At 73.2% G+C, this 23,870-nt stretch carries 25 protein-coding genes and 1 riboswitch; of the genes, 11 read left to right on the top strand and 14 right to left on the bottom strand.

Annotation, left to right across the window (positions count from 1 at the left end):
- Positions 1 to 11: 11 nt before the first annotated feature.
- Together D7044_RS15925 and D7044_RS15920 are read right to left on the bottom strand one after the other, a co-directional pair.
- Entirely contained in the window at positions 12 to 986 is a 975-nt protein-coding gene (locus D7044_RS15925) for a hypothetical protein (RefSeq protein WP_120689394.1), read from the bottom strand.
- Positions 987 to 1,018: 32 nt separating this feature from the next.
- Positions 1,019 to 1,228, bottom strand: a complete 210-nt coding sequence (locus D7044_RS15920; RefSeq protein WP_120673584.1) for a heavy-metal-associated domain-containing protein — start codon at positions 1,226 to 1,228, stop codon at positions 1,019 to 1,021.
- Positions 1,229 to 1,377: 149 nt separating this feature from the next.
- Here D7044_RS15920 and D7044_RS15915 point away from each other — a divergent pair, with 149 nt between their 5' ends.
- Entirely contained in the window at positions 1,378 to 1,674 is a 297-nt protein-coding gene (locus tag D7044_RS15915) for a metal-sensitive transcriptional regulator (RefSeq protein WP_120673585.1), read from the top strand.
- Positions 1,675 to 1,728: 54 nt separating this feature from the next.
- On the opposite strand, the gene D7044_RS15910 is transcribed toward D7044_RS15915, so the two are convergent.
- Entirely contained in the window at positions 1,729 to 3,786 is a 2,058-nt protein-coding gene (locus D7044_RS15910; protein WP_120689393.1) for a heavy metal translocating P-type ATPase, read from the bottom strand.
- 206 nt (positions 3,787 to 3,992) lie between these two features.
- Here D7044_RS15910 and D7044_RS15905 point away from each other — a divergent pair, with 206 nt between their 5' ends.
- The gene (locus D7044_RS15905) at positions 3,993 to 5,354 is read left to right on the top strand and encodes a YibE/F family protein (RefSeq protein WP_120673587.1); all 1,362 of its coding nucleotides are present in this window, start codon (positions 3,993 to 3,995) and stop codon (positions 5,352 to 5,354) included.
- A 166-nt stretch (positions 5,355 to 5,520) separates the two neighbouring features.
- A riboswitch (cyclic di-AMP (ydaO/yuaA leader) is annotated at positions 5,521 to 5,652 on the top strand.
- A 3-nt stretch (positions 5,653 to 5,655) separates the two neighbouring features.
- Positions 5,656 to 6,672 (top strand): coiled-coil domain-containing protein, encoded by a 1,017-nt coding sequence (locus D7044_RS15900; protein WP_120673588.1) that lies wholly within the window; start codon positions 5,656 to 5,658, stop codon positions 6,670 to 6,672.
- Positions 6,673 to 6,749: 77 nt separating this feature from the next.
- Here the strand turns inward: D7044_RS15900 and D7044_RS15895 are convergent, their stop codons facing one another.
- Positions 6,750 to 7,403, bottom strand: a complete 654-nt coding sequence (locus D7044_RS15895) for a carbonic anhydrase (RefSeq protein WP_120673589.1) — start codon at positions 7,401 to 7,403, stop codon at positions 6,750 to 6,752.
- 173 nt (positions 7,404 to 7,576) lie between these two features.
- Here D7044_RS15895 and D7044_RS15890 point away from each other — a divergent pair, with 173 nt between their 5' ends.
- The 6 genes from D7044_RS15890 (at position 7,577) to D7044_RS15865 (ending at position 11,694) form a co-directional block, all read left to right on the top strand.
- Entirely contained in the window at positions 7,577 to 7,972 is a 396-nt protein-coding gene (locus D7044_RS15890) for a helix-turn-helix transcriptional regulator (RefSeq protein ID WP_411710984.1), read from the top strand.
- A 163-nt stretch (positions 7,973 to 8,135) separates the two neighbouring features.
- On the top strand, positions 8,136 to 8,504 hold the full coding sequence (locus D7044_RS15885; RefSeq protein ID WP_120689392.1) for a hypothetical protein: 369 nt from the start codon (positions 8,136 to 8,138) through the stop codon (positions 8,502 to 8,504).
- Between the two features lie 270 nt (positions 8,505 to 8,774).
- On the top strand, positions 8,775 to 9,572 hold the full coding sequence (locus tag D7044_RS15880; protein WP_233565000.1) for a hypothetical protein: 798 nt from the start codon (positions 8,775 to 8,777) through the stop codon (positions 9,570 to 9,572).
- Positions 9,573 to 9,639: 67 nt separating this feature from the next.
- Positions 9,640 to 9,984 (top strand): YkvA family protein, encoded by a 345-nt coding sequence (locus tag D7044_RS15875; protein WP_120673591.1) that lies wholly within the window; start codon positions 9,640 to 9,642, stop codon positions 9,982 to 9,984.
- Between the two features lie 27 nt (positions 9,985 to 10,011).
- A complete protein-coding gene (locus D7044_RS15870) occupies positions 10,012 to 10,419 on the top strand; it encodes a pyridoxamine 5'-phosphate oxidase family protein (RefSeq protein ID WP_120673592.1) in 408 nt (135 codons plus the stop codon).
- 618 nt (positions 10,420 to 11,037) lie between these two features.
- Positions 11,038 to 11,694 carry a C39 family peptidase gene (locus tag D7044_RS15865; RefSeq protein WP_120673593.1) on the top strand — a complete coding sequence of 219 codons (657 nt, stop codon included), beginning with the start codon at positions 11,038 to 11,040 and terminating at the stop codon, positions 11,692 to 11,694.
- Between the two features lie 8 nt (positions 11,695 to 11,702).
- On the opposite strand, the gene D7044_RS15860 is transcribed toward D7044_RS15865, so the two are convergent.
- From D7044_RS15860 to D7044_RS15850, 3 genes are all read right to left on the bottom strand, one after another.
- Positions 11,703 to 13,052, bottom strand: coding sequence for an FUSC family protein (locus D7044_RS15860; RefSeq protein WP_120689391.1), 1,350 nt, complete (start codon positions 13,050 to 13,052; stop codon positions 11,703 to 11,705).
- Positions 13,053 to 13,180: 128 nt separating this feature from the next.
- Positions 13,181 to 13,363, bottom strand: a complete 183-nt coding sequence (locus tag D7044_RS15855) for an antitoxin (RefSeq protein ID WP_120673595.1) — start codon at positions 13,361 to 13,363, stop codon at positions 13,181 to 13,183.
- A gap of 68 nt (positions 13,364 to 13,431) precedes the next feature.
- On the bottom strand, positions 13,432 to 14,085 hold the full coding sequence (locus tag D7044_RS15850; RefSeq protein ID WP_120689390.1) for a dienelactone hydrolase family protein: 654 nt from the start codon (positions 14,083 to 14,085) through the stop codon (positions 13,432 to 13,434).
- Between the two features lie 340 nt (positions 14,086 to 14,425).
- On the opposite strand from D7044_RS15850, the gene D7044_RS15845 reads away from it, so the two are divergent.
- Complete coding sequence (locus D7044_RS15845; protein ID WP_120673597.1) at positions 14,426 to 14,626, top strand: hypothetical protein; 201 nt, start codon at positions 14,426 to 14,428, stop codon at positions 14,624 to 14,626.
- A gap of 213 nt (positions 14,627 to 14,839) precedes the next feature.
- Here D7044_RS15845 and D7044_RS15840 read toward each other — a convergent pair whose 3' ends face one another.
- From D7044_RS15840 to D7044_RS15820, 5 genes are all read right to left on the bottom strand, one after another.
- A complete protein-coding gene (locus D7044_RS15840) occupies positions 14,840 to 17,212 on the bottom strand; it encodes a glycoside hydrolase family 65 protein (protein WP_120673598.1) in 2,373 nt (790 codons plus the stop codon).
- The gene (locus D7044_RS15835; RefSeq protein WP_120689389.1) at positions 17,209 to 17,961 is read right to left on the bottom strand and encodes an HAD-IA family hydrolase; all 753 of its coding nucleotides are present in this window, start codon (positions 17,959 to 17,961) and stop codon (positions 17,209 to 17,211) included. The genes D7044_RS15840 and D7044_RS15835 overlap by 4 nt, the downstream gene beginning before the upstream one ends.
- 83 nt (positions 17,962 to 18,044) lie before the next feature.
- The gene (locus D7044_RS15830; protein WP_120673600.1) at positions 18,045 to 18,509 is read right to left on the bottom strand and encodes a DUF4442 domain-containing protein; all 465 of its coding nucleotides are present in this window, start codon (positions 18,507 to 18,509) and stop codon (positions 18,045 to 18,047) included.
- 100 nt (positions 18,510 to 18,609) lie between these two features.
- Positions 18,610 to 18,798: a DUF397 domain-containing protein gene (locus D7044_RS15825; protein WP_120689388.1), complete on the bottom strand. Its 189-nt coding sequence runs from the start codon at positions 18,796 to 18,798 to the stop codon at positions 18,610 to 18,612.
- Entirely contained in the window at positions 18,789 to 19,589 is an 801-nt protein-coding gene (locus tag D7044_RS15820) for a helix-turn-helix domain-containing protein (RefSeq protein WP_120689387.1), read from the bottom strand. The genes D7044_RS15825 and D7044_RS15820 overlap by 10 nt, the downstream gene beginning before the upstream one ends.
- Positions 19,590 to 19,804: 215 nt before the next feature.
- Between D7044_RS15820 and D7044_RS15815 the strand changes: the two genes are divergently transcribed.
- Complete coding sequence (locus D7044_RS15815) at positions 19,805 to 20,143, top strand: hypothetical protein (RefSeq protein ID WP_120673603.1); 339 nt, start codon at positions 19,805 to 19,807, stop codon at positions 20,141 to 20,143.
- 39 nt (positions 20,144 to 20,182) lie between these two features.
- Here D7044_RS15815 and D7044_RS15810 read toward each other — a convergent pair whose 3' ends face one another.
- Both D7044_RS15810 and D7044_RS15805 read right to left on the bottom strand, forming a co-directional pair.
- Positions 20,183 to 21,481 carry an ABC transporter ATP-binding protein gene (locus tag D7044_RS15810; protein ID WP_120673963.1) on the bottom strand — a complete coding sequence of 433 codons (1,299 nt, stop codon included), beginning with the start codon at positions 21,479 to 21,481 and terminating at the stop codon, positions 20,183 to 20,185.
- Between the two features lie 167 nt (positions 21,482 to 21,648).
- Entirely contained in the window at positions 21,649 to 23,859 is a 2,211-nt protein-coding gene (locus tag D7044_RS15805) for a bifunctional glycosyltransferase/CDP-glycerol:glycerophosphate glycerophosphotransferase (RefSeq protein WP_120673604.1), read from the bottom strand.
- Between the last annotated feature and the right edge of the window lie 11 nt (positions 23,860 to 23,870).

Raw genomic sequence — 23,870 nt, 5'->3', positions numbered from 1 at the left:
GACGCCTCCCGTCAGTCGTGCCCGTGGCCGGGCCCACCGTGTTCGGCGGTACCGGTCGGGGCGGGGGCGGTCGGGGCGGGGGCCGGACTCTCGTCGGCCAGCGCGACGCCGGCCACCACGGTGAACTCGGCGGTGCGCACGGTGCCGCCGTGCTTGAAGTCGAGGTAGAGACGGTAGGTGCCGGCGGCGGGCACCTCGGCCAGGAAGCGGACGGTCGGGCCGGGCGCGGTCCGCCCGTCGCCGGGCTCGCCGTCCGGGTGGACGTGCAGGTACGCGAGGTCGCCCTGGCGGAGTGCCACCAGGTGACCGTACGCGCCGAGGTAGGGCTCCAGGTCGGTGACCGGCGCGCCGTCGCGGCTGACGGTCAGGGTCAGTTCGGCGGTACGGCCGGGCTGCGGGTCACCGGCGAGCGTGACGGTGTACCCGTCGACGGTGGTGCTGGTCGCCGGCGCCGGCAGTGACCGGGGGGTCAGCGCACCGGGCACGGTCACGTCGACGCCGAGCGTCAACGGGTCGCCCCCGGTGGGGGTGAAGTCGGCGAAGGCCCGCCACACGCCCGGCCCGGCCAGCGGGGAGGCGACCCGCCAGGTGCCGTCTGAGCCGAGTTCGGGGTGTACGTGCCGGAAGCCGGAGAGGTCGCGCCGGGCGACGATGAGGTGCATCCGCTCGTCGTGCGCCACGTCGTACCGGGTGACCGGCCGGCCGTCGTGGTCGGTGATCCGGAAGGCGAACTCGCCGGCCGGGGCGGTGACGGGGGCGAGCGTGTAGCCCCGGTCGGAGACGAGCAGGCCGCCGGGGAGGTGTTCGTCCTCGCTCCCGCCGTGTCCCGGATCGTCCTGGGTGCCGTGTTCGGCGGTCGCCGGGCCCTCGTGCCGGGATTCGGCGGCCGGGGTGACGGGGTCGGCCACTCGGCCGACCCCGTACGCCGCGCCGAACACCGCCGCGAGGCCGAGCGCGAAGCTGCCCAGCTTCATGGGTGTGTTCATCGGTGTGACCTCGTTTCCGGGTCAGCCGCCGCTCACTCGCCGACGAGGTCGTAACCGGCCTCGTCGACGGCGGAGCGCACGGCACTGGTCTCCAGCGGGCCGTCGCTGGTGACGGTGACCTGGCCGGTGGCCAGGTCGACCTGGACGTCGCTGACGCCGGCGACGGCGCCGACCTCGGCGCTGACCGCGCTCACGCAGTGTCCGCAGGTCATGCCCTGCACCTGGTACGTCGTGGTGACCATCGGAGCTCTCCTTCCGCCGCCCAACCTATACCCCCGGGGGGTAAGAGCCGGGCAAGCTTCCGCCCTAGTCGCTGTACCGGTACCCGGTGGGGGTATCGGCTCCTGCGAGGACCGTACCATACCCCCTGGGGGTAGGCTATCCTTGCGCCATGACCACACCGACCCCCATCCGCGGATACACGGCCAGCAAGGACCAGCTGCTCGCCCGGCTGCGCCGCATCGAGGGGCAGGTACGCGGCGTCGAGAAGATGGTCGACGAGGACCGTTACTGCATCGACGTGCTCACCCAGATCTCCGCGGTCCAGGCCGCGCTGGACAAGGTCGCCCTCGGGCTGCTCGACGGCCACGCCCGGCACTGCATGCACGAGGGAGCGGCCGAGGGGCGCGCCGACGAGATGGCCAGCGAGATGATGGCCGCGGTCGGTCGGCTCATGAAGCGCGGCTGACCCGGCCGCCCCGCGGCGCCCGACGCCTCCTCGGCTCGTGGCAGGGCGCGGCTCTCAGCCCGCGTTCGGCGCGCCGAGGCGTACCCGGCGCAGCAGTTGGGCGTTGAGCGCCACCACGATGGTGGAGCCCGACATCAGCACCGCGGCGACGGCGGGGCTCAACGACAATCCGACGCCGGCCAGCACCCCGGCCGCCAGCGGCAGGGCCACCACGTTGTAGCCCGCCGCCCAGGCGAGGTTCTGCAGCATCTTGCGGTACGAGGCACGCGAGAGCCGGATGACCGCCCCCACCCCGCGCGGGTCGGAGGAGGCGAGCACCACCCCGGCGGACTCGATGGCCACGTCCGTGCCGGCGCCGATGGCGATCCCCACGTCGGCCCGGGCCAGCGCCGGCGCGTCGTTCACCCCGTCGCCGACCATCGCCACGGTCAACCCACGCCGCCGCAGTTCGGTCACCTTGGCGTCCTTCTGCGCCGGCAGCACCTCCGCGAACACCTCGTCGCCGGGACCGAACCCGAGGTCCGCGGCGACCGCCTCGGCCACCGGCCGGGCATCCCCGGTGATCATCGCGATGGTCCGTACACCCTGCGCCCGCAGCTCGGCGACCGCGTCGCGCGCCTCGGGGCGCAGCTCGTCGGTGAGCGCCAGCGCACCGAGCACCCCGTCCGGCAGCCGCACCAGGTGCAGCACCACCGCGCCCCGGCCGGCCCAGTGGTCGGTTTCGGCGCGCAGCTCGTCGGGGAGGCGTACGCCCAGCTCGCGCAGGAGCGCCGGCCCGCCCACCGCGTACCTCCGGCCCGCCACGGTGGCCTCCACCCCACGGCCTGGCCGGGACCGGAACCCGGTGGCCGCGACGGCCCCACCACGCTCCCCCGCCGCCGCGACGATCGCCCGGGCCATCGGATGCTCGCTCTCCGCCTCGATTCCGGCGGCGAGCCGCAGCAGCTCGTCGGGCTCGATGCCGGGGACCGTGGCCAGGTCGGTCACCACGTGCTCGCCGCGGGTGAGGGTGCCGGTCTTGTCGAACAGCACGGCGTCGACGGTCCGCATCCGCTCCAGCGCCAGCCGGTCCTTGACCAGGATCCCGGACTTCGCGGCCACCGCCGTGGAGAGCGCGATCACCAGCGGGATCGCCAGACCGAGTGCGTGCGGGCAGGCGATGACCAGCACGGTGACGGCCCGGACCACCGCCTCGTCGCCCCGGCCCATCAACGTCCACGCCAGCACCGTCACCACGGCTGTCGCCATGGCGACGTAGAACAGCGCCGCGGCGAACCGGTCGGCCAGCACCTGGGCCCGCCCGCTGGACTGCTGCGCCTCGGCGACCATGCGTTGGATGCCCGCCAGCGTGGTCTGCTCCCCGACCGCCTCGACCCGGATCCGCAGCGCCGAGTCGGCGGCCACCGTGCCCGCCACCACCCGATCGCCGACGGACCGGGACACCGGCCGGGACTCCCCGGTGATCATCGACTCGTCCAGCTCGGCGGCGCCGTCCACCACGCGTCCGTCCGCCGGCACCCGGCCACCGGGCCGGACCAGCACCACGTCACCGACCCGCAGGCCGGTCACCGGCACCGGCTCGGTCCGGCCGTCCTCGGTGACCCGCTCGGCCTGGTCGGGCAGGAGTGCGGCGAGCGCCGCGAGCGCCCCGCGCGCCTGCCCGATCGCCCGCATCTCCTGCCAGTGTCCGAGCAGCATGATGGTGACCAGAGCCGCCAGCTCCCACCAGAAGTCCAGGTCGAAGGCGCCCAGGCTGGTGGCGAGCGACGCGCCGTACGCGACGGTGATCGCCATGGCGACGAGCAGCATCATGCCCGGCGCCCGGTCCCGCACCTCGCGTACCGCGCCGACCAGGAACGGCCAGCCACCCCACCAGAACACCACCGAGCCGAGCACCGGCCCGACCCAGGTGAGGCCCGGCGCGTCGAGCCGGTAACCGAGCCACTCCATGACCATGTGGCTGGTGACCACGACCGGCACGGTGAGCGCCAGACAGATCCAGAACCGCCGCCGGAACATCGCCGGGTCGTGGCCGGCGTGCTTGTCGTGGCCACCCCGGCCGTGGTCCGGCTCGGGTGCGCCCGGGTGGTGCGGTGACGGATCTGCGGTCATGAACCCAACATGCCCCGTCGGCCGCCGCCGTGGGGACCTTCGCCGTCATGACGTGACACCGTCGGCGTGAACGGGCGCCGGAGGGTCGCCATGGTTAGCATTCCGACGATGACTCTCCGGATCTTTCGTGGCGGGGCGGTCCCGCGCCGCTGAACCGATCGCCCCACCGGCACGTACCCTGCCCCGGATTCGTTGGGAGATTCGTAATGGGCGCCGACCACAGCCGTCCCGCACCGTCCACCCCACCGGGGGTGCGACGGATCCTCCTCGTGACGGTCGTCCCGCTCGTCCTCGCCACCGTGGTCGCCGCCCTGGTGCTCTGGCCCCGCGACGTTCCGGAGACGGAGGGCAGCGGCGATCCGGCCCGGTATCACGGCACCGTCACCCGGGTGGTGAGCGAGGCCTGCTCCCCGGTGTCGGAGACGCCGGAGGGGACGCCCGGTGGACGGCCACAGCGCTGCGGCACGGTGACCGTACGTGTGCAGGACGGCCCGGCCGCCGGTCAGCAGGTCGAGGCGCCGGTCCCGGACGGTCCGGGGGCACCGGTCGTCGAGGCGGGCGACGAGGTGATCATGGTGCAGCTGACCGATCCGACCGACCCCTCGTCGTCGAGTTGGAACGTCGCCGAGCACCAGCGCGGCCAGCCGCTCGTCTGGCTGGCGTTGATCTTCGCCGGGGCGATCGTCGCGTTCGGACGGTGGCGGGGCCTGGCCGCGCTCGCCGGCCTCGCCGCGAGCTTCGGCATCCTGCTCACCTTCGTCCTGCCCGGCATCGGCGCCGGGCACTCACCGCTGCTGGTCGCCGTGGTCGGCGCCGCCCTGATCATGTTCGTGGTGCTCTACCTGACGCACGGCGTGACCGCGCAGACCTCGGTCGCCGTGCTCGGCACCCTCGGCAGCCTGGTGCTCACCGGCGTCCTCGGCGCGGCTGCCACCGCCGCCACCCACCTCACCGGCTTCGGCAGCGAGGACGCCCTGACGCTCTCGATGTTCCGCGGCGACGTGGACCTGCGGGGCCTGCTGCTCGCCGGGATCATCATCGGGTCGCTCGGCGTGCTCGACGACGTCACGGTCACCCAGGCGGCCACGGTCACCGAGCTGGCCCACGCGAACCCGGGGTTGTCCCGGCTCCAGCTCTACCGGGCCGCGACCCGGGTCGGCCGCGCGCACATCGCGTCCACGGTGAACACCATCGTGCTCGCGTACGCGGGCGCCTCGCTGCCGCTGCTGCTCCTGCTGACCGCCGACTCGCGCCCGGTGGGTCAACTCCTCACCAGCGAGTTCCTGGCCCAGGAGATCGTCCGTAGCGCGGTCGCGACGCTCGGGCTGATCGCCGCCGTCCCGCTCACCACCGGCCTGGCCGCGATCGTCACGACGGCCGGACGCTCGGTCGCCGCACCGGCCGACGGCGAGGCGAAGCCCACCCACCCGACCACCCGGCCCGCCCCGGACCGGAGCGACGTGTTGGAGGCGCTGGGCGCCGGGCGACACGACCCGAGCCCGATCCCACCCCCCGCCACCCCCGGTGGCCGGCCCGACCCGGACAGGAGAACGGAGAGCGCATGGTGACACTCCTCAACGTGACCGCGCAGGCTCGCCGGCCTGGCAGCTGCGCCACTGGTTACCCAGCGCTATGGCGAAATGACGCCTTTAGTCGGCATCCGGGCGTAGCTCCCCGGCCGGGCTCTCGGGTAACCTCGCTGCCGGTAACCGCCGAAGGCGCGCAGCGGCGCCTGCGGTACCACCGCCCAATCGCCGGACGGCGAGCCGGGAACCCAGGTACCTGGGGTGAGTCCGCGTCAGCGGTAGGGGCCACTTCCGCCCCGAACCCGTCAGCTAACCCGGTCGGCGGTCGACGGAAGGGAAAACTGTGACGGCACCCCTACGCCGCTGGTTGATACCCGTGGTGGCCGTGATCGCCGCGCTGACCGTGCTCGCCGGGCCCCTCCCGGCGTCCGCCGCACCCAAGCCGGCCGTTCCGTCCGGGCACGAGGACGACGACCCGCCACTGCTCACCGACGTCGTCGAGACGACGAACCGCAACTACACCGCGGCCAAGGCCAAGCTGGAGAAGTCCAAGAAGCGCCAGGTGGAGCTGGGCCTGGACGTCAAGCGGGCCGAGGCCGAGCTGAACGCGTTGGCGCCGCAGGTCGGCCAGGTCGCCGCCCAGTCGTACCGCACCGGTCGGATGGGCGCGGTCGGGATGTTGCTGTCGAGCAACGACCCGGACTCCTTCGTGGAGCGGGTGATGGGCCTCGACGAACTCAACATGGTCAACTCGCAGAAGCTGTCCCGGATCAACGAGGTCAAGCACCGCGCCGAGCTCGCCAAGCTGGCGATCGACACCGAGGTCCGCGAGCAGCAGAAGCAGGCCGCCATCATGGCCAAGCAGAAGCGCGAGGCGGACAAGGCCCTGGCCCTGGTCGGCGGAAAGGGCTTCACCGGCGGTCTCGTCTCGGCCACCTCGCCGGTGGCGAGGATGGGTCCCGGCCGGACGGCCGACGGCGACTGGAAGCCGATGTCGTGCAGTGAGCCCGACCCGACCACCTCGGGCTGCATCACGCCCCGCACGCTGCACGCCTACAAGGAGGTCAAGCGAGCCGGCTTCAACCGGTTCGTCGGCTGCTACCGACCGGGCGGGCCGTGGGAGCACCCGAAGGGCCGGGCCTGCGACTGGTCCCTGCAGAAGAGCGGCTTCTCGCCCTGGCACAACGACGACACCCGGATGTACGGCAACAACGTCGCCGCGTTCCTCATTCGCAACGCCGACCGGCTCGGCATCTACTACGTGATCTGGAACCGGCAGATCTGGTTCCCGGCCACCGGCTGGAAGTCCTACAGCGGCCCGTCCAACCACACGGACCACGTGCACATGTCGCTGCTGTAGCGACCGGTTGAGAACGGCAAGGGCCGCCCCGCATTCGCGGGGCGGCCCTCTCGCTTCTCCTGGCGTCGTGGAGGGTGTCAGCCCGCCGTCGGATCCGCGCCCGCCGCGGGCGGAAGCACCCCGGCGACCTGACGGACCTCGCCGGCGGCGAGCCGGTACGACATGCCGACCACCCCGCACCGCCCGGCCTCGACCTCGGCGGCCAGCACTGCCGAGTTCTCGAGCAGCGCCTCGACGGTCTGCGCGATGTGGAGGTCGATGATCCGGTCGAGGTCGTCGACCCCCTCGGCGGCGGCGCGACGCAGGCTGGGCAGCACGGCGTCCACCACCGCGCCCAGGTGACCGGGGGGCTGCGTGCCGGTGTCGAGCGACTCCCGGGCCGCCTTCACGGCCCCGCACGAGTCGTGCCCGAGCACCACGACCAGCGGCGCGCGCAGCACCGTGACCGCGTACTCGACGCTGCCCAGCACCTCCGGCCCGGTGGTGTGCCCGGCCGTACGCACCACGAAGAGGTCGCCCAGCCCACGGTCGAAGATGATCTCGGCGGCGAGGCGGGAGTCGGAGCAGCCCACGATCACCGCGAACGGGTGCTGCTCGTCGGCGACCGCGGCCCGGTGGCCGGCGTCCTGGTTGGGGTGGCTCGGGGTGCCGGTGACGAAGCGGTGGTTGCCCTCGATCAGCTCGGCGAGCGCCTGCTCCGGACGCAGCACCGGCGTTTCGGGTCCACTCATCCCCGCACCTCGACTTCCTATGCGATCGGTGTGATCACCCACGGTGACCGCCGCGGGCTCCCGTCCACGGTCACACCCACCCGGAGACACGTCAAGGTATACGTGATTTGCGTTTCAGGTATTCGCGGACGGGTCACGATCGATGGAATCGGAGGGATGGGCCGGGCCCTACGATGACGGCCATGGCGACGAGCGCGAGCGGGTACGGCGGCACCCGGAACTGGACGTTCCTCACCAATCATGGACATGTGCTGCTCGCCATCGCGCGCAATCCCACCGCGCGGCTGCGGGACGTCGCGGACGAGGTGGGGGTCACCGAGCGGGCCGCCCAGGCGATCGTCGCCGACCTGGAGGCCGGCGGTTATCTCAGCCGGACCCGGGTGGGGCGCCGCAACGAGTACACCCTCAACCCGGCCGGCCGGTTCCGCCATCCGGCCGAGGCCGACCTCGAGGTCGGGGCCCTGCTTGCTCTCTTCACCGAGCTGCCCGACACCGCCGTCGCCGGGCCCGCGACCGACGCGGACCGGTCCGACGCCGACGACGCCGGCACCGGTGACCTGGACGGTTGATCGACTCGACCGAGGCCCGGATGCCGCGAGGTGGCCGGGCCGCGGTCGCGCCCGCCGCCGGTCACCGGTGACCGTCCGTCCGATGAGGACGGGTGGGCACGGTCACGTCGGCGGTGGTTCCGGCCAGGCTGCGCCCGACGGCCGAGAGCGGTAGGTTGGTCCCGTGCTGTCCATAGCGTCCGCCCGCCCCACCTGGCGGGCCACGCTGCGCACGTTGGGCGAGCTGACCCGGCTCGCCGTAGCCACGCTCGCGCTCGCCGTCGGCCTCGGCGCCGCGGCCCCGGCCGGGCCGCCGGCCACCGCCGCCCAGCTCCAGCCCACCTCGGTCAGCAGCCAGGTCGAGGTGCTGCGACCCGAGATCGCGCCGGTCGCCGAGCGGTTGACCCCGGCCGAGGCTCCCGCGCACCGTCCGGCCGACCGGCCGCTGCTCGCCGCCCCGGCCGCCGGCACCCTGACGGCGACGCCCGAGGCTCTCCCGGCGCTCGACGCCGGCCGCGCCGCGCCCGGTCGCCGCGGCCCTCCGCTCGCCTGACCCGAGGGCCATCCGCCCCGGCACCGACGGCCACCACGGCCGTGGCCGGCGCAGTTCGCGCCGTAAGCCCTGGCCGGCGTCGTTCGCCCGCAACGGTCTGACCGCTGCGTCGCCCGGCTCGACCGCCGAGCCCGCACACCGGATGGCCGCCGTGCGTCTCGCACCACCGACCTTCGCGTCGCGGAGCGGTGCGGGACCGGCCCCCGAATCTTCCCTCCGCTCACCAGCGGGTCAGATCGTCCATTACCGACAACCGACCACGAGGTGCAGATGATGCAGACCGTCCTCTCCGCCGTCCTGCCCGACGTGCCCCGCGCCGCCGTGATCTGGCTGAGCCTGCTCGCCGTGGTGGGCGTCGTCGTCGCCGCCCTGCTGCTCCGACCGGGCCGGCTCGCGATCGGCGCCGCCACGAGGATCCGGCGCGCGGCGATGCCGGGCCGGCTCGAGTTCGCCGAGGAGGAGCGGGACCGCACCCGCTACTCGCAGGAGGTCGCCGTCGCCGCCGAGCGCGCCACCAGCACCGCGGAGCGACAGCGGGCGGAGTGGCTCGCCGCGCAGGACGCGGTCGAGGTGGCCTGGCAGGCGTACGAGGCGGCCGAGGCGGACGTCCGACGCCTGGGCGCCGCCGCTGCCATGCCGCTGCCGCGTACCGCCCGCACGCCGGCCGAGTACGTGGACCGCGAGCGCTTCCTGCACCGCGCCGCGCTCGACGCGTACTGGCAGCGGGAGCTCTCCGTCGAGCAGCTCAGCGACGTGTTCGCGCACCGCAACGGCTGGGACCCGCGGCTGCACCCGGTGGAGCAGGAGCTGGTGCTGCGACGGGCGGTACGCGACAACCTCCTCGCCCGCCACCAGGTGGCACGCGAACAGGAGCAGCTCGCCTGGCGGGAGGTCGAACGCACTGCCGCGGCCGCCCGCAGCCTGCGGGAGGAGGCGTTCGCCGCCACCGGACGCCGGGCGGAGGACGCCGAGTCGGTGCTGCCGCTCAGCGAGGTCGCCCGGCCGATGGAGCAGACGCGGGAGAACCAGGTCGTGGCGCGGGGGCGCGCGGCCGTACCGGCGTACTGACCGGGGCCCGGCGCTGACGGCCGCCTCGAACAGGGTGCAGGCGGCCGGATTGGGTTAGCGTGACCGCATGTCGCGCGAAGCGTGGATCGTCCTCCTCGTCATCGCCGGCGTCGTGCTGCTCGCGACGCTGGTCGGCGCCGTGGTGCTGGCCGTCCGGGTGGTACGGACCCACCGGCTGCTGACCTCGCTCGGCTCCAGCGGCAAGGTGGCTCTCTACGGGGCCCTGGCTTACACGATCTTCCCGGTCGACCTGCTGCCCGACCCCATCTACCTGGACGACATGGGCATCCTCGCGGGCACGTTGATCTATCTGAGCCGGCTGGTGCAGAAGCACCGGGAGGCCGCTCGCCGGTTGCCGAGCCAGCCGTACGCGCCCCCGGGCCCCGGGCAGGACCGCCGGCGCGTGCCATGATCGGTCGACGGATTGGGGGGACCGGAGATGCCGGGCACGCGCCTGCTGGACGTACGTGACGATCGGGTGATCGCCTTCTGCCGGGAACGGCACCTCGCCACGCTCACCACGCTCCGGCCGGACGGTACCCCGCACGTGGTGCCCGTCGGGGTGACCCTGGACCCGGCGTCCGGCCTCGCCCGGGTGATCACCTCCGCCGCCTCCCGCAAGGCCCGGCACGTCGCCGCTGCCGGGGCTGAGGGCGCGCCGGTGGCGCTCTGCCACGTCGACGGCCGCCGCTGGCTCACCATCGAGGGGCGGGCCGTCGTCCGGTCGGACGGGACGGCGGTCGCCGAGGCGGAGCGGCGGTACGCGGAGCGTTACCGCGCCCCGCGCCCCAACCCGGAACGGGTCGTCATCGAGGTCACCGTCACCCGACTCATGGGCAGTTTGTGACGTACCGGTCGATTTGACCGGTCTCGCGGCCCTCGAATGGACCTTCGGGAGGATCGGGCTGGCACCCGGGGCGGAGCCCGGTCGCTGGGCACTACCCGCCGCCCCTCCAGGCCGCAAACCGGGCACATCGCGCTCATCGCCCGTGCGCGCCGATGATCGACTCGGTTTCCTTGATGTCGGGGTGTCCCCGGCCGCGTGATGCCCCGACTTCAAGGACCCCGAGTCGATCAAGGGCCCAGGGCCGGGCCGCGCGGCCGGGTCGATGAGTCGACCGGCCGCGACGGCGGGGCCGCCACGGTTGTCGCATCATCCCGCCGGGACTGCGAGGAAGACGGAGCGGGCCGCGCCCCGGGTTGTTCCCGCCGGGCCCTGCGACGTGCACGAGGTCACGGCGCCTCGGCGCGCCGGAATCCCCCTGCCACCGCCGCCGTTGCACCTGGTCGCGACGCCCTTGCCCCCGGCATCGGCGGCCGGAATGCCGGCCGTGACGGGGCCGTTGCACCCCCGGTACCCCGGGAGTGTCCGACGGCTCGGGGTCGCCCGTAAATGAGCCGAGCGCCCCGTTCTGGTGCTTACGCCTCCGTCGGAGGCGGCAAACCCCCGATTGGAGCCCGATTCATGAACCCGATCATCCACCGGAGTGGCCTCTCCGTCGCCGGCCTGCTGGTCGCCGGCGGGTGTGCGCTGGGCCCGGCGGTGGCGGCCCACGCCGCCCCGGTCCAGTCCGCCCCGACGACGTCCACGCAGTCCGACAAGGGCCACGACAGCCGGTCCGAGCGCCTGCTGAACGTGGACTACCAGGCCCAGCCGAACTTCTTCTACTGTGGGCCGGCCGCGACGCGGATCGCGCTCTCCGCGCAGGGCAAGCAGCTGTCGCAGGACGACGTGGCAGCACTGCTCGGCACCACCGAGGCGGGCACACCGTCCGCCCTGGACACCACCCGCGTGCTCAACCAGCTGACCGGCGGGAAGTACAAGACCGGCGAGATCCCGGACGACGTGGCCAAGCCGAGCGAGGTGCAGCGGCTCCGTGACGACGTCATGAAGGCGCTGGACGACGGCCGTCCGGTGGTGGCGAACGTCAGGGGCACGGCGGTCGACGAGATCGGCAGCCCGCACTCGTACGAGGGCGGTCACTACGTGACGCTCATCGGCTACCGGGACGGCGGGCAGAGCATTCAGATCGCCGACCCGGCCGATCCGGCCGACAACGAGTACTGGATGCCGCTCGACAAGGTCGCGAACTGGATCGCGTCGCGCGGTTACTCCGCCTGATCTGAGCTTCACCGCGCCGGGCTGCCCCCACGGGGGCGCCCGGCGCTTCTCGTCGTTCGGGGCCGGTCCCTGCGGGAACGCAGCGAAGCCTTACGGGCCAGCCGTACGGTCCTGGTGGAGAAGGTCCGCCGAGCGGCCCGCTGCAGCCGGCGGTGCACCAACGGGCGGACTGCCCGCTGACCCGCACCGGCGGCCGTACGCACCAGCCGGTTCGCCTCTTCGGGCTCGTAACCGGTGGCCCGCATCAGGTCGCTCGCGCTGGCGCGCAGGTCGGTGGTGAGGGTGTCGCCGAACGAGCGGACGCCCTGGGCCCACGCGCGGCCGGCGAGGTCGGCGGTCTCCAGGATGAGGGCCCGGGTCCGCTCGGGCCTCTCCTCTCCTCGCCGGCACTCCTCCCGCAGCTCCCGCACGGCGGCGGAGAACCGCGTGAGGGCGGCGGGCAGCTCGTCCGGAATCGGTTCGCCGTACTGGATGGCGGTCGCGGACCGTCTCGCCATGACCCGGACGTTGATCACGACTCGTTCGACATGGGTGAGGCCGCGGGCGTACCGATGGAACACCGCCCGGCGGTGCCAACGCGCCGGGGCCAGGGTGACCACCTCCTCCGCCCCGCTGAGCGCCTCGTTCAACCGGCCGATGTCCCCTTCGAGGCCACGCACCCGCTCCAGGGACCGGATCGAGCGCTCCGCGTCTCGTTGGCGAAGTGCGGCGGCGATCTCGTCGAGCTGATCCGAGACCGCCGCGAAGACCGGCGTCGCCGCCCGGTCGAGCACCCGTATCGGGTTGACCGGCAGCAGCAGCACGACGACCACCAGGCCGATGACGCCCCCGATCAACGCGTCGAAGATCCGGGGCAGCTCCAGCCGGCCCTCCGTGGGCATCAGCGTGGAGATCAGCACTGCGGTACCACCCGCCTGGCCGACGAGTGCCCCACCCCGGCCGGCCACCAGCAGTGCGATCACGATCGCGAAGGCCACCACCAGCCCGGTCTGCCAGGCCCCGGTGCCGAGGGAGTAGCGGAGCAGGTCACCGACGACGATGCCGAGCCCCACCCCGGCCAGCAGCTCGAAGGTGCGGCGGGCGCGTTGCCCGATCGCGCTGGCGATGGTGGCGACGGCGGCGGCCGGGGCGAAGACGTGCATGCCGCGGCCGAAGAGCTCCTGTGCGATGAGGGAGGCGAGCGCGGCGGCGAGCCCGGCCTGCACCGCGATCACGGAGATGATCTCCAGTTGGCGCAGCCGCGCCTTGCTGGCCTCACTGCCCAGACGCCGGAAGCGGCGGAGATGGCGACCGCCCCGTTCGGCGGCCGCGCTCACGGGCGACCGTTCGGGCTCCTGGTCGGCGCGGTCGTCGGTCATGACGGTAGTTACCCCACCCGGGACGGGTGAATCGTCCGGCGCGGCGGCTCTGCGGGGCGGACGTCGGGCGACGGGCCGGGGACGTTCCGGGCGGCCGGTACCCGGCCGCCCGGTGAACGCTGTTCCGGTCAACGCACCTGGTCACCCTCGCCGGTACGCGCCTGCGCCCGGTCGACGCCCTTGTCGATCTTGTCGGCGTACTTGCCGCCGGTGCGCTTGTCGGCCATCTGGCCGCCCTTCTCGAGCGCCTGGTCGACCTGCTTGTCGTGCTTCTTCGCGAAGTCCTTGGCCTTGTTCATGAACTCACCCATGGCTACCTCCCCGGTCCGAGCATCGAACCTGATGCCTTCCCCGGAGGCCGGGGGGCAAACGGGGAGGGTCAACGGGCGAGGTGCGTGCTGAACCAGTCGGCGGCCGCCTCGGTGACCTGGTCGAGGGTGCCGGGCTCCTCGAAGAGGTGGGTGGCGCCGGGCACGATGCGCAGTTCGACAGTCCCGGTGAGCATGGCGCGCGCCTGCTCGTTCAGGGTGATCACCTCGTCGTCGAGGCCGCCGACGAGCAGGAGCGTCGGGGCGCGTACGCCGGACAGCGCGGAGTGGGCCAGATCCGGCCGGCCGCCCCGGGAGACCACCGCGCCCACCTGCGCGGGCCGGGCCGCCGCGCTGACCAGCGCCGCCCCGGCGCCCGTGCTGGCGCCGAAGAGCCCGATCGGCAGCCCGCGCGTCCACTGCTCGCCGCCCAGCCAGTCGACGATCGCGGAGAGCCGGTCGGCGAGCAGCTCGATGTTGAAGCGGAGCTCGGCGGTGCGGGCGTCCACCGCGTCCTCGGCCGGCGTGAGCAGGTCGACCAGCACCGTGCCGAGCGCCCGTTGCTGCAGTACGCGGGCCACCGCCGTGTTTCGGGGGCTGTGCCGGGAGCTGCCGCTGCCGTGGGCGAAGAGCACGACTCCGACCGGTTCGCTCGGGAGGATCACGTCGGCCACGAGTTGGGCGTCGCCGACCGGGATCGTCACCTCACTGCTGCGCACGTCCATGCCAATGACCTCCACCCGCCGGTCTCTGCACCGGGCGGGGAACGTCTTACCCCGCCCGCCGGAGGGCAAGCGTGCCGCCGCACACCGCGCACCACGACGAGCCGTGCCGGGGGCGACACCGCGCACCACGACGGGGGGGCACTGCCGGACGGGGCGGTGCCGCCCCGCACCGCGCACCACGACGGTGGCACCGCCGGACGGGGGCCTGCGCCGTGCACCAACGACGGTGGCACCGCCGGACGGGCCGGCCGGCGTTTGCCGACGGGTGCGCCGGGTAGCCGACGTATCGACCGCAGACCGTGTCGGCGCAGCCGCGCCCCGACGGATCGCGAGGATCACCATGGCCCAGCAGCGGCAGACGTCCCGGCAGCAACAGGCGTCCCGGCACAAGCAGAGGGCGGAGGAGGAGAACCGGCTACGGTCGGCCGAACGCAACAAGGACTGGGCGGACGATGCCGCCCACGCGCGTACGGCCGACGATCCCCGGACGATGGCACCGCGGGACGCGGGGGGCCGCCCCTCCACGGGTGACCGTTTCTGACCCGAGAGGGTGTTTGAGAAGGCCGTGCCCTACTGCGCCGGCCACAGACGACGCCCGGCCGCGTTGTCGGTTCGCCCGGATACAACACCGGTATCCGGGCGAACCTCCGCCTTGCCGAACGCCGCCTGGCAACCGGCTCGCTACGGGCGAGCCTCCTCAAACACCCTCTGAACCCGACGGTCGGGGTGGGCGTCGTCCCGCCCCGACCGCGCGTCAGCGCTCCCGCTCCGGCAGCCGGAGCAGCGGCGACCGCCCGGGTGGGTGTTCCGGGGCCGGTCCAGCGGGATGCGCCGAGGGGACCGGCACGGTCACCGGCTCGTCGCAGGTGACCCGGATCGTCTCACCGTGGTGGCGCAGCTCGATCACGTCGTCCGGGTCGGCGTGCCGCAGCGCGTACGTGGTCTGGTGCTGCCGGACGTCCACCCGCAGCCGCCGGCCCCGCCACAGCAGCGAGAACTCCAGCCGGTTCAGCCCGCTGGAGAGCCGGGGCGCGAAGGAGAGTGTGCCGTCGTGGTCGCGTAGCCCACCGAACCCGGCCACCAGGGCGATCCAGGCGCCCGCGAGCGAGGCCATGTGCACGCCGTCGCGGGTGTTCTCGTTCAGGTCGTGCAGGTCCATCAGCGCGGCCTCGCGCAGGTAGCTGTGGGCCAGCTCCGGGTGGCCGACCTCGGCGGCGAGCACCGCCTGGGTGCAGGCCGAGAGGGACGAGTCCCGCACCGTGCGCCGCTCGTAGTAGAGGAAATTGCGCAGCTTCTGCTCCGGGGTGAACGCGTCGCCCCGCCAGTGCATGGCGAGCACCAGGTCCGCCTGCTTGACGACCTGCTTGCGGTACAGGTCGAAGTAGGGGTAATGCAGCAGCAGCGGGTACTTCTCCGCCGGGGTGTGCACGAAGTCCCACTCCTGGAGCCGGGTGAAGCCCTCCACCTGCTGGTGCACGTCGACGTCGTCGTCGTACGGCAGGTGCATGTCGGTCGCCGCGTCCCGCCAGCCCGCCGCCTCCTCGTCGGTGACGCCGAGGCGCAGCGCCTCGTCCCGGTAGCGGTTCACCGCCTCGGCGGCGGCGAGCAGGTTCCGCTGCGCCATCAGGTTGGTGTAGACGTTGTCGTTCTTGACCGCCGTGTACTCGTCCGGCCCGGTCACCCCGTCGATGTGGAACTTGCCGTGCCGGTCGTGGTGGCCGAGCGAACGCCACAGGCGGGCGGTCTCCACCAGCAGCTCCAGGCCGATCTCGCGCTCCAACTGGTCGTCCCCGGTGACCAGCACGTACCGGCGCAGCGCGTCGGCGATATCGGCGGCGATGTGGAACCCGGCGGTGCCCGCCGGCCAGTAGCCGGAGGACTCGGGGCCTTCGATGGTCCGCCAGGGGAAGGCCGCGCCCTTCAGGTTCAACGTCTGGGCCCGCTCCCGGGCCGAGTCGAGGGTTGCGTGCCGCCAGTGCAGCGCATCGCGGACCGCGTTCGGCTGGGTGTACGTGAGCACCGGCAGGACGAACATCTCGGTGTCCCAGAAGGCGTGCCCGTCGTATCCGGGGCCGGTCAGCCCCTTCGCCGAGATCGGTCTGCGCTCGGCCCGAGCACCGGCCTGGAGCACATGGAAGAGGCCGAAACGGACCGCCTGCTGGACCTCCGGGTCGCCCTCGACCCGCACGTCCGAGGCGTCCCAGAACTCGTCGAGGTAGGTCCGCTGCTCGCGGCAGAGGCCGTCCCAGCCGTCGAGCCGGGCGGCGGCGAGCGCCGCGCCGACCTGGTCGCGCAGCGCCGGCAACGACCGGCGGCTGGACCAGCCGTACGCCAGGTACTTGACCACCCGCAGCTTCTCGCCGGGCTGGAGCACGCAGCCGATCGTGGTGCGGACCCAGTCCTCGTACCCTTCGGACTCGATGGTGGTGCGGTCGGGCCCGTACACCTCGTGGTCCATGGCGGCGGCGACCCGCAGCCCGGAGACCTTGGTGCGGTGCAGGAGCAGCCCGCCGTCGTCGGTGGTCAGCTCCTCCTCGGCCTGCAACGGCGATTCGAGTACCGCCGCGACGCGCGGGTCGCGGCTCTGCGCCGGCAACGTCTCGTTGGCGACCAGCTCCGACTGGACGATCAGCCGCAGCGGGGCGTCGATCGCCTCCACCTCGTAGTTGATCGCGGCCACCGACCGCTGGGTGAACGAGACCACCCGGGTGGTGCGCACCTTGACCTCGCGGCCGGCCGGCGAGCGCCAGTGCACCTCCCGGTGCAGGGTGCCGGCGCGCATGTCGAGGATGCGTTCGTGGGAGAGCAGCTCGCCGTAGCGGACGTCGAGCGGCTCGTCGTCGACGAGCAGCCGGATCAGCTTGCCGTTGGTGACGTTGACGATGGTCTGGCCGGACTCGGGGAAGCCGTATCCGGCCTCGGCGTACGGCAACGGGCGCAGCTCGTAGAAGGAGTTCAGGTACGTGCCGGGCAGTCCGTGCGGCTCGCCCTCGTCCAGGTTGCCGCGCAGGCCGATGTGCCCGTTGGAGAGCGCGAAGACCGACTCGGACTGGGCCAGCACGTCCATGTCCAGCCGGATCTCCCGGACGTGCCACGGGTCGACCGGATAGGCCCGTTCCCTGATCATGCGCCGCGCCCTTCGTCGAGCAGCTCGGAGAGGTCGCGGACCACGACGTCGGCCCCGTGCGCCCGTAGCTCGTCCGCCTGGCCCACCCGGTCGACCCCCACCACGTAGCCGAAGCCACCGGCGCGGCCGGCGGCCACGCCGGCGAGCGCGTCCTCGAAGACGGCCGCCCGGGACGGGTCGACGCCGAGCATCCGCGCCCCGGCGAGGAAGGTGTCCGGCTCCGGTTTGCCGCGCAGGCCCTGGGCGCGGGCGACCAGTCCGTCGACCCGTTCCTCGATCAGCGGTTCCAGGCCGGCGGCGGCGACCACCTCGCGGCCGTTGGCGCTCGCCGTGACCACGGCCCGCCGCAGCCCGGCGGCGGCCGCCGCCTTGAGGTACGTCACCGAGCCGGGGTAGACGTCGACGCCGCGGGTACGCAGCTCCTTCAGGAGCAGGACGTTCTTCCGGTTGCCGATCCCGTTCACCGTCGCCGCCTCGGGCGGATCATCCGGGCTGCCCTCGGGGAGCACGATCCCGCGGGAGGCCAGGAAGGTCCGTACGCCGTCGGCCCGGGGGCGCCCGTCGACGTAACGGTTGTAGTCCGGCCCGGGGTCGAAGGGTCGGTACGGCTCCCCGGTGGCGGCGGCGCGCTGGCGCAGGAACTCGTCGAACGTCTCGGTCCAGGCCGCGTTGTGCACCCGGGCGGTCTGCGTCAGCACACCGTCAAGATCGAATAGGCAGGCGGTCACGTCAGCAGGCAGGCCCAGCACGCTCCGAATCTAACCACCGGAACCGGCCGGCAAACCCGTTTCGGGGGGTCGAGATCGGCTTCGGGCGGTTCGCGCCCGCCGGGTCACTGCGAGCGGAGCGTCCAGATCACCGTCATCTCCGACGTCGGCGTGCCGTCGTCGGTGGTGATCTCGATCCGCACCGGGAACTCCGGTCGCCGCCCGGACTCCAGCTCCGCGATCACCTCGGCGGGCGGGCGTCCCAGCCGGGCGGTGGCGCGCACCGGCCCGAGGGCCAACTTGCGGTAGGCGATGTCCGCGCGTACGGCCAGCGGCACCACCCGGTCGAGCAGCTGCCCGAAGGCGGCCAGCACGACCGCGCCGGAGGCGGTCTCGCCGAGGGTGAAGACGGCCCCGGCGTGCGGACCGCCGACGTGGTTGTGCGTGTCCGGCGTGTCGGGCAACCGGAGGACCGCGCGGACGCCGCCCTCGGCCTCGGGGGCGATCTCGACGAACTCGAAGCCGAGCGTACGGGCGAACGGCACGGCCTCGGTCATCCGGGCCGCCACCTGGCGTGAGTCGATGGACATGACGGAACGCTACTCCTGGGTAACCCGATCTCGCTAGGCCCGGATCAGCGCCCGGTCTGCTGCCGGCGGGGGAGGCGACGGCCCCCTCGGCGCGGAGCGCTCAGCGGGCCTTGGTGAAGCGCACGAACGCAGCCCAGGCCCGCGGGTCGAAGGCGAGCACGGAGCCCTGCCGGTCCTTGCTGTCCCGCACGGCGACGACGCCCGGCAGGTTGTCGGCCACCTCCACGCAGTTGCCGCCGTTGCCGCTGCTGCGGGTGCTCGTGCGCCAGGTCGCGCCGGTCAGGTCCATGTCTCCGCCGCCTCCGAAATCAGCTTCAGGGTGGCCCCGTGGGGCGTCGCCTCGGCCCGCACGGACTCCCAGGTCTGCCGCAGGGAGTGTACGTCCGCGCTCCGCTCGACGATCGTGCCGTGCAACTGGTTGTCCAGGTACGCGATGTCATCGCCCTCGGGCGGCGTGGCGAGCACGAATGCCCCGTTCAGGCCGGGGTAGGCGCCGGTGCTGCGCGGCACCAGGTGCAGATGGACCTTCGGCCGGCCACCCACCTCCAGCAGGTGCCGCAGCTGCTCGCGCATCACCTTCGGCCCGCCGACCGGGCGCTCCAGCACCGTGTAGTCGAGCACCACAACCAGCTGCGGCGGGGCCGGGCGGGTGAGCACCGTCTGCCGGGCCAGCCGGGCGGCGACCTGCTGCTCCACTTCGTCGCCGACGAACTGACCGGCCCCCTCGTAGAGGGTTCGCGCGTACGCCTCGGTCTGGAGGAGACCGGGCACGACCAGCGGTTCGAAGCTGCGCAGCGCGGCCGCCTCCTGCTCGATCGTCACCCACTCGCGGAACCACGGCATCAGGCTCTCGCGGACCAGCGTCTCCCGGATCCGCGCCAGCAGCCCGCCGCCCGAGAGCACCTCGTCGCAGCGCCGGGCGAACTCCTCCCGGGGCGGGCGGCGACACTGCTCGACCGCGGCCACCAGCGAGGCGGAGTAGCTGAGGCGCTCGCCGAGCGCCTCCTGAGAGAGCCCGGCGGCCACCCGAAGGCGGCGCAACTCCCCGGCGAACAGCTCCAGCATCGGCATCCGGCTCATCTGCACACCTCTGCACACGGGTGACGGCGAACTGCACGGCGGCGCCGTACGGCGCGTTCCACTTCCGACCGTAGTGCCGCCATCAGCAGACTGTCACCCAGCGGCCCGTCCCTGTCCAGCGAGAACGGGTCGCCGGGGCCGTCCCGCCTCCCCCGGGCCGGGACGGCCCCACCCGACCACGATCCGCGGGGCAGCCGCGGCGAGAGGAGGCGGACGTGACAGGTCACCGGCTACCGCAGCCGCAGGAGGGACCGGCCGCCGAGCGGCCCAGGCCGTACCCGTCGTACGCGAAGCCGCACCTTCCGCTGCGCCCGATGTGGTGCTGCGGAGCGTGCGGCCGGCCCTGGCCGTGCGCCGACGCGCGGCTGCTGCTCAAGGCGGAGTACGCGGCCGACCAGGTCGCGCTCTCGATCTACCTCTGCGGGCTGCTCTACGAGGCGGCCCAGGACCTCTACCGACTCGACCCCGACCACGGCCCGAGCCCCGGCGACCTCTTCACCCGGTTCGTCGCCTGGGGCCCGTACCGGCGGCCGATCGTGGACCTCCCCCGCTGAGCGTTCCGGCCAAGAGACCGTCGGGAAACCCGATGGTCTCTAACGCCAGCCCACGTCGATCCGGTCGCCCCGCTCGTCGAAGAAGTGCAGGGCGTCCATCCGTACCCGCACCGAGAGCGAGTGACCGGCCGCGGCCGCCGGGTACGGCGCGAGGCGTACCGCGAGATCGGCGGCGCGCCGGGCGTGCGCGCCGGCGTCGGGCAGCACACTCGACCGGGCCCGGCCCTCGGCCCGCTCCGGCGCCTCGGCCGACTTGCCGGCGAGCCGCTGGACCACCTGCCCGAAGCGACGCCGCCCGCGCTGACCGGGGTCCGCAGGCTCGCCCCGGCTGCCCATCTCGTCCACCACGATCGCGGTGGCCCCGATGTCGAGGTAGGCCAGCGACTCGTGCCCGTGGTGCTCCAGGTAGCGGATCCGGCCGTGCAGCAGGTCGCCCGGGTCGTCCGGGCCGACCGGGGTGAGCGCCTCGGCCCGCATCCCGACCACGATCCGCTCACCGTGGTAGTGCGCCACCGCCCGGCTGCGGATGTCGTCCCAGGGCAGGTAGAGCGCCTGCTCGCCGAGGGTGAGGGTGACGTAGCGGTCGAGGTGGACGTAGACCGACGCCTCCAGCAGGTTCATCCGCGGGCTGCCCAGGAACGCGGCCACGTAGAGCGTCGCCGGCCGGCCGTAGACCTGGGTGGGCGTGCCGACGTCCTGGAGCACGCCGCGGCGCATGATCGCGACCCGGTCGGCCATCGTGAGCGCCTCGGCCTGGTCGTGCGTGACGTAGACGGTGGTCACGCCCAGCTCACGGGTGAGGCCGGAGATCTCGGCGCGCAGTTCGGCGCGCAGCCCGCTGTCGAGGTTGGACAACGGCTCGTCCATGAGGAACAGCCGGGGCCGGCGGACGATCGCCCGGCCCATGGCGACCCGCTGCCGCTGCCCGCCGGAGAGCTGGCCGGGCCGGCGACCGAGCACGTCGCCGATGCCGAGCGCGCCCGCCACGTCGGTGACGCGCTCACCACGCGCGCCCGGCTCCATCCCGGCGAGCCGCAGCGGGAAGGAGATGTTGTCGCCGACCGTCATGTGCGGGTAGAGCGCGAAGTCCTGGAAGACCATGGCGACGCCCCGCTCGCGCGGCGACAGGTCGTTGGCCAGCTCGCCACCGAGCATGACCGCGCCCCGGGTCGGGTCCTCCAGGCCGGCGACCATCCGCAGCACCGTCGACTTTCCGCACCCGGACGGGCCGAGCAGCACCATGAACTCGCCGTCGCTGACGTCGAGGTTGACGCTGTCGACGGCCACGGTGCCGTCCCGGAAGACCTTGGTGACATCCTTCAACGCGACGGTGGTCACCGCCACCTCCCCGACTCGTCGCACCGAACCCGAATGACTGTGACGAAAGTCATGCCGCGCGCACATCGGGTGAACGTGCCAAGTTCGCTCCGTGACGACGCCGTCACGGACGGATCGAGGCACGACTATGCCGCCGGGTGGCGCGTCGATGCGGTCGGGCGCGACGGTCAGCAGCGGTGGCGGGACTCGGGCGGCTCGCCGAGGAAGACCTGCCGGACCACCCGTTCGGCCGCCCGCCCGTCGTCCAGGGTGCAGAACCGGTCGCGGAACCGCCGGCGGGCCCGGGTCGCCGCGTCCGCCGAGACCGCGCCCGTGCGGAACACCTGGAGCAGGTCGTGGAAGGTCATCGCCACCGCGCCCGGCGGCTCGGCCGTGATGTCGAAGTAGACCCCCCGGGCCAGCCGGTACGCCTCCCAGTCGGGCGCGTAGATGACGATGGGCCGGTCCAGGACGGCGTAGTCGAACATCGCCGATGAGTAGTCGGTGATCAACACGTCGGCGACCAGGTAGAGCTCCTCCACCCGTTGGTACGCGCTCACGTCGGTCACCTGGTCCCGCTGCACCGCGCGACGCGGCCGCCGGTCCCGGTCGTGGAAGTAGTGGCTGCGCATCAGCAGCCGGACGGAGGGCCCGAGCGCGTCGACGAAGTGATCCGGGTCGAACGGCGGCCGGTAGTTGGGCAGGTGCTCCCGGTGCGTGGGCGCGTAGAGCACGACCTGCTCGGCGAGGCCGATGCCGAGTCCGGCACGCAGCCGCCGGACGTCCTCCGGGGTGGCCGTCACCAGCAGGTCGTTGCGCGGGTAGCCCACCTCCAGCGTGGTGTACCGCGCCGGGTACGCGCGGTCCCACATCTGGGTGGAGAAGCTGTTCGAGGTGATGCTGTAGTCCCAGCGGTCCACCCGGCGCAGCAGGCCGGCGAAGTCCATCCGGCCGGCGCCGATCGGGTACCGCTGCTGGTCGAGCCCCATCACCTTGACCGGGGTGCCGTGATGGGTCTGCACGTGCGTGGAGCCGGGCCGCTTGCGGACGAAGTCCGGGAAGTTGACGTTGTTCACCAGCCAGCGGGCCCGAGCCAGCGCCCGGTAGTAGGCCCGGCTGCCGGCCACGACGAACTCGACGCCGGGCGGGAGCGTCCGCACCCGGTCCCGCCGGACCACCCAGACCCCGCGTACACCGGGTGCGAGCCGGCGGGCCGCCTCGTAGATCGCCGCCGGGTTACAGGAGTACCCCCGGTACCAGTACGCGGCGTAGACGGCGAGCGTCGGGTCGAGCGGCCGTCGCAGCTCCGCCCGGTAGTACTCGCGCAGCAGGACGTCGCGGGCCCGTCTGGCGCTGCGCCGGGCCACCGGCGTCACCCGCCGCCTGGCGGTACGCGCCGACCGGCGGGCCGCGTCCCGGGCCCGGTTCGCGGTCCGCAGGGCGCTGAAGGTACGCCAGCGGCCGGTGGCGACCAGCCGGTGCTTCAGCCCCTCCACGCCGTGCGGGGCCGGATAGCCCTCGGGCGGCAGCCAACGGGAGTAGTCGGCGGTGATCTGCGCGAAGAACGCCGGGCGCAGCTCCGGCGCGATCCGCTGCCCGTTGCCGAGGACGGTCAGGTAATGCCAGATCATCCGCTCGAAGACCGCCGGGCGTAGTCCGTCGACCGCCGACCCCCACCGGTCCATCAGCCGGAACACCCGATGCCACTGCGGGAAGACCTCGAAGTGCCGCTCCCCCCGGGTGCGGGTGATCGCCCCGGCGCGGCGCTGCCGGTAGTTGACGCAGACCCGGTCCAGTACGCCGATCCGGTCGGCCGCCATCAGCGCCGGGTAGCTGAACGACACGTCCTCGTACCAGCCGGGCGCGAAGCGCAGCCCCAGGTCGAGCAGGAACCGCCGGCGGACCAGCCGGTTCCAGGCGGTGTGCAGCAGCCGCATCGTCTCCGGCCGGTCCCGCAGCCGGAACGTCTCGACGCCGGGTGGGGTGGGGAAGACCTCGCGCATGGCGCTGCGGGTGGCGCTGTCGTTCCAGTGGGTGCGTACGTGGTCGACGACCAGCACGTCCGGCCGGGTCTCGTGCAGCCGCTCGACGACCACCGGCAGGCACTCCGGCGTCAGCCAGTCGTCCCCGTCCACGAACCAGACGTACTCGCCGGTGGCCCGGTCCAGCCCGATGTTGCGGGCCGGACCGAGCCCGACGTTCTCGGTCAGCCGGACGGCGCGGACCCGTGGGTCGCGCGCCGCGTACTCGTCGATGATCTCGCCGCTGTCGTCCGGCGAGCAGTCGTCGACGGCGATGACCTCCAGGTCGGTGAAGGGCTGGTCGAGGATCGAGTCCAGGCACTCACGCAGGTAGCCCTGCACTCGGTAGGCCGGCACGACGAAGCTGATCAGGGTCATCCGGCCGTCCC

This window comes from Micromonospora musae (assembly GCF_003626635.1).
Lineage (GTDB): Bacteria > Actinomycetota > Actinomycetes > Mycobacteriales > Micromonosporaceae > Micromonospora > Micromonospora musae.
Note: the sequence above shows the minus strand (reverse complement) of the source record. Positions and strands in the feature narration are given on the sequence as shown.

Bases quoted from the DNA above. Each gene is read 5' to 3' on its own strand.
- D7044_RS15925 (WP_120689394.1), bottom strand. From the start codon at position 986: ATGAACACACCCATGAAGCTGGGCAGCTTCGCGCTCGGCCTCGCGGCG.
- D7044_RS15920 (WP_120673584.1), bottom strand. From the start codon at position 1,228: ATGGTCACCACGACGTACCAGGTGCAGGGCATGACCTGCGGACACTGC.
- D7044_RS15915 (WP_120673585.1), top strand. From the start codon at position 1,378: ATGACCACACCGACCCCCATCCGCGGATACACGGCCAGCAAGGACCAG.
- D7044_RS15910 (WP_120689393.1), bottom strand. From the start codon at position 3,786: ATGACCGCAGATCCGTCACCGCACCACCCGGGCGCACCCGAGCCGGAC.
- D7044_RS15905 (WP_120673587.1), top strand. From the start codon at position 3,993: ATGGGCGCCGACCACAGCCGTCCCGCACCGTCCACCCCACCGGGGGTG.
- D7044_RS15895 (WP_120673589.1), bottom strand. From the start codon at position 7,403: ATGAGTGGACCCGAAACGCCGGTGCTGCGTCCGGAGCAGGCGCTCGCC.
- D7044_RS15890 (WP_411710984.1), top strand. From the start codon at position 7,577: ATGACGGCCATGGCGACGAGCGCGAGCGGGTACGGCGGCACCCGGAAC.
- D7044_RS15880 (WP_233565000.1), top strand. From the start codon at position 8,775: ATGATGCAGACCGTCCTCTCCGCCGTCCTGCCCGACGTGCCCCGCGCC.
- D7044_RS15875 (WP_120673591.1), top strand. From the start codon at position 9,640: ATGTCGCGCGAAGCGTGGATCGTCCTCCTCGTCATCGCCGGCGTCGTG.
- D7044_RS15870 (WP_120673592.1), top strand. From the start codon at position 10,012: ATGCCGGGCACGCGCCTGCTGGACGTACGTGACGATCGGGTGATCGCC.
- D7044_RS15865 (WP_120673593.1), top strand. From the start codon at position 11,038: ATGAACCCGATCATCCACCGGAGTGGCCTCTCCGTCGCCGGCCTGCTG.
- D7044_RS15860 (WP_120689391.1), bottom strand. From the start codon at position 13,052: ATGACCGACGACCGCGCCGACCAGGAGCCCGAACGGTCGCCCGTGAGC.
- D7044_RS15855 (WP_120673595.1), bottom strand. From the start codon at position 13,363: ATGGGTGAGTTCATGAACAAGGCCAAGGACTTCGCGAAGAAGCACGAC.
- D7044_RS15850 (WP_120689390.1), bottom strand. From the start codon at position 14,085: ATGGACGTGCGCAGCAGTGAGGTGACGATCCCGGTCGGCGACGCCCAA.
- D7044_RS15845 (WP_120673597.1), top strand. From the start codon at position 14,426: ATGGCCCAGCAGCGGCAGACGTCCCGGCAGCAACAGGCGTCCCGGCAC.
- D7044_RS15840 (WP_120673598.1), bottom strand. From the start codon at position 17,212: ATGATCAGGGAACGGGCCTATCCGGTCGACCCGTGGCACGTCCGGGAG.
- D7044_RS15830 (WP_120673600.1), bottom strand. From the start codon at position 18,509: ATGTCCATCGACTCACGCCAGGTGGCGGCCCGGATGACCGAGGCCGTG.
- D7044_RS15825 (WP_120689388.1), bottom strand. From the start codon at position 18,798: ATGGACCTGACCGGCGCGACCTGGCGCACGAGCACCCGCAGCAGCGGC.
- D7044_RS15820 (WP_120689387.1), bottom strand. From the start codon at position 19,589: ATGAGCCGGATGCCGATGCTGGAGCTGTTCGCCGGGGAGTTGCGCCGC.
- D7044_RS15805 (WP_120673604.1), bottom strand. From the start codon at position 23,859: ATGACCCTGATCAGCTTCGTCGTGCCGGCCTACCGAGTGCAGGGCTAC.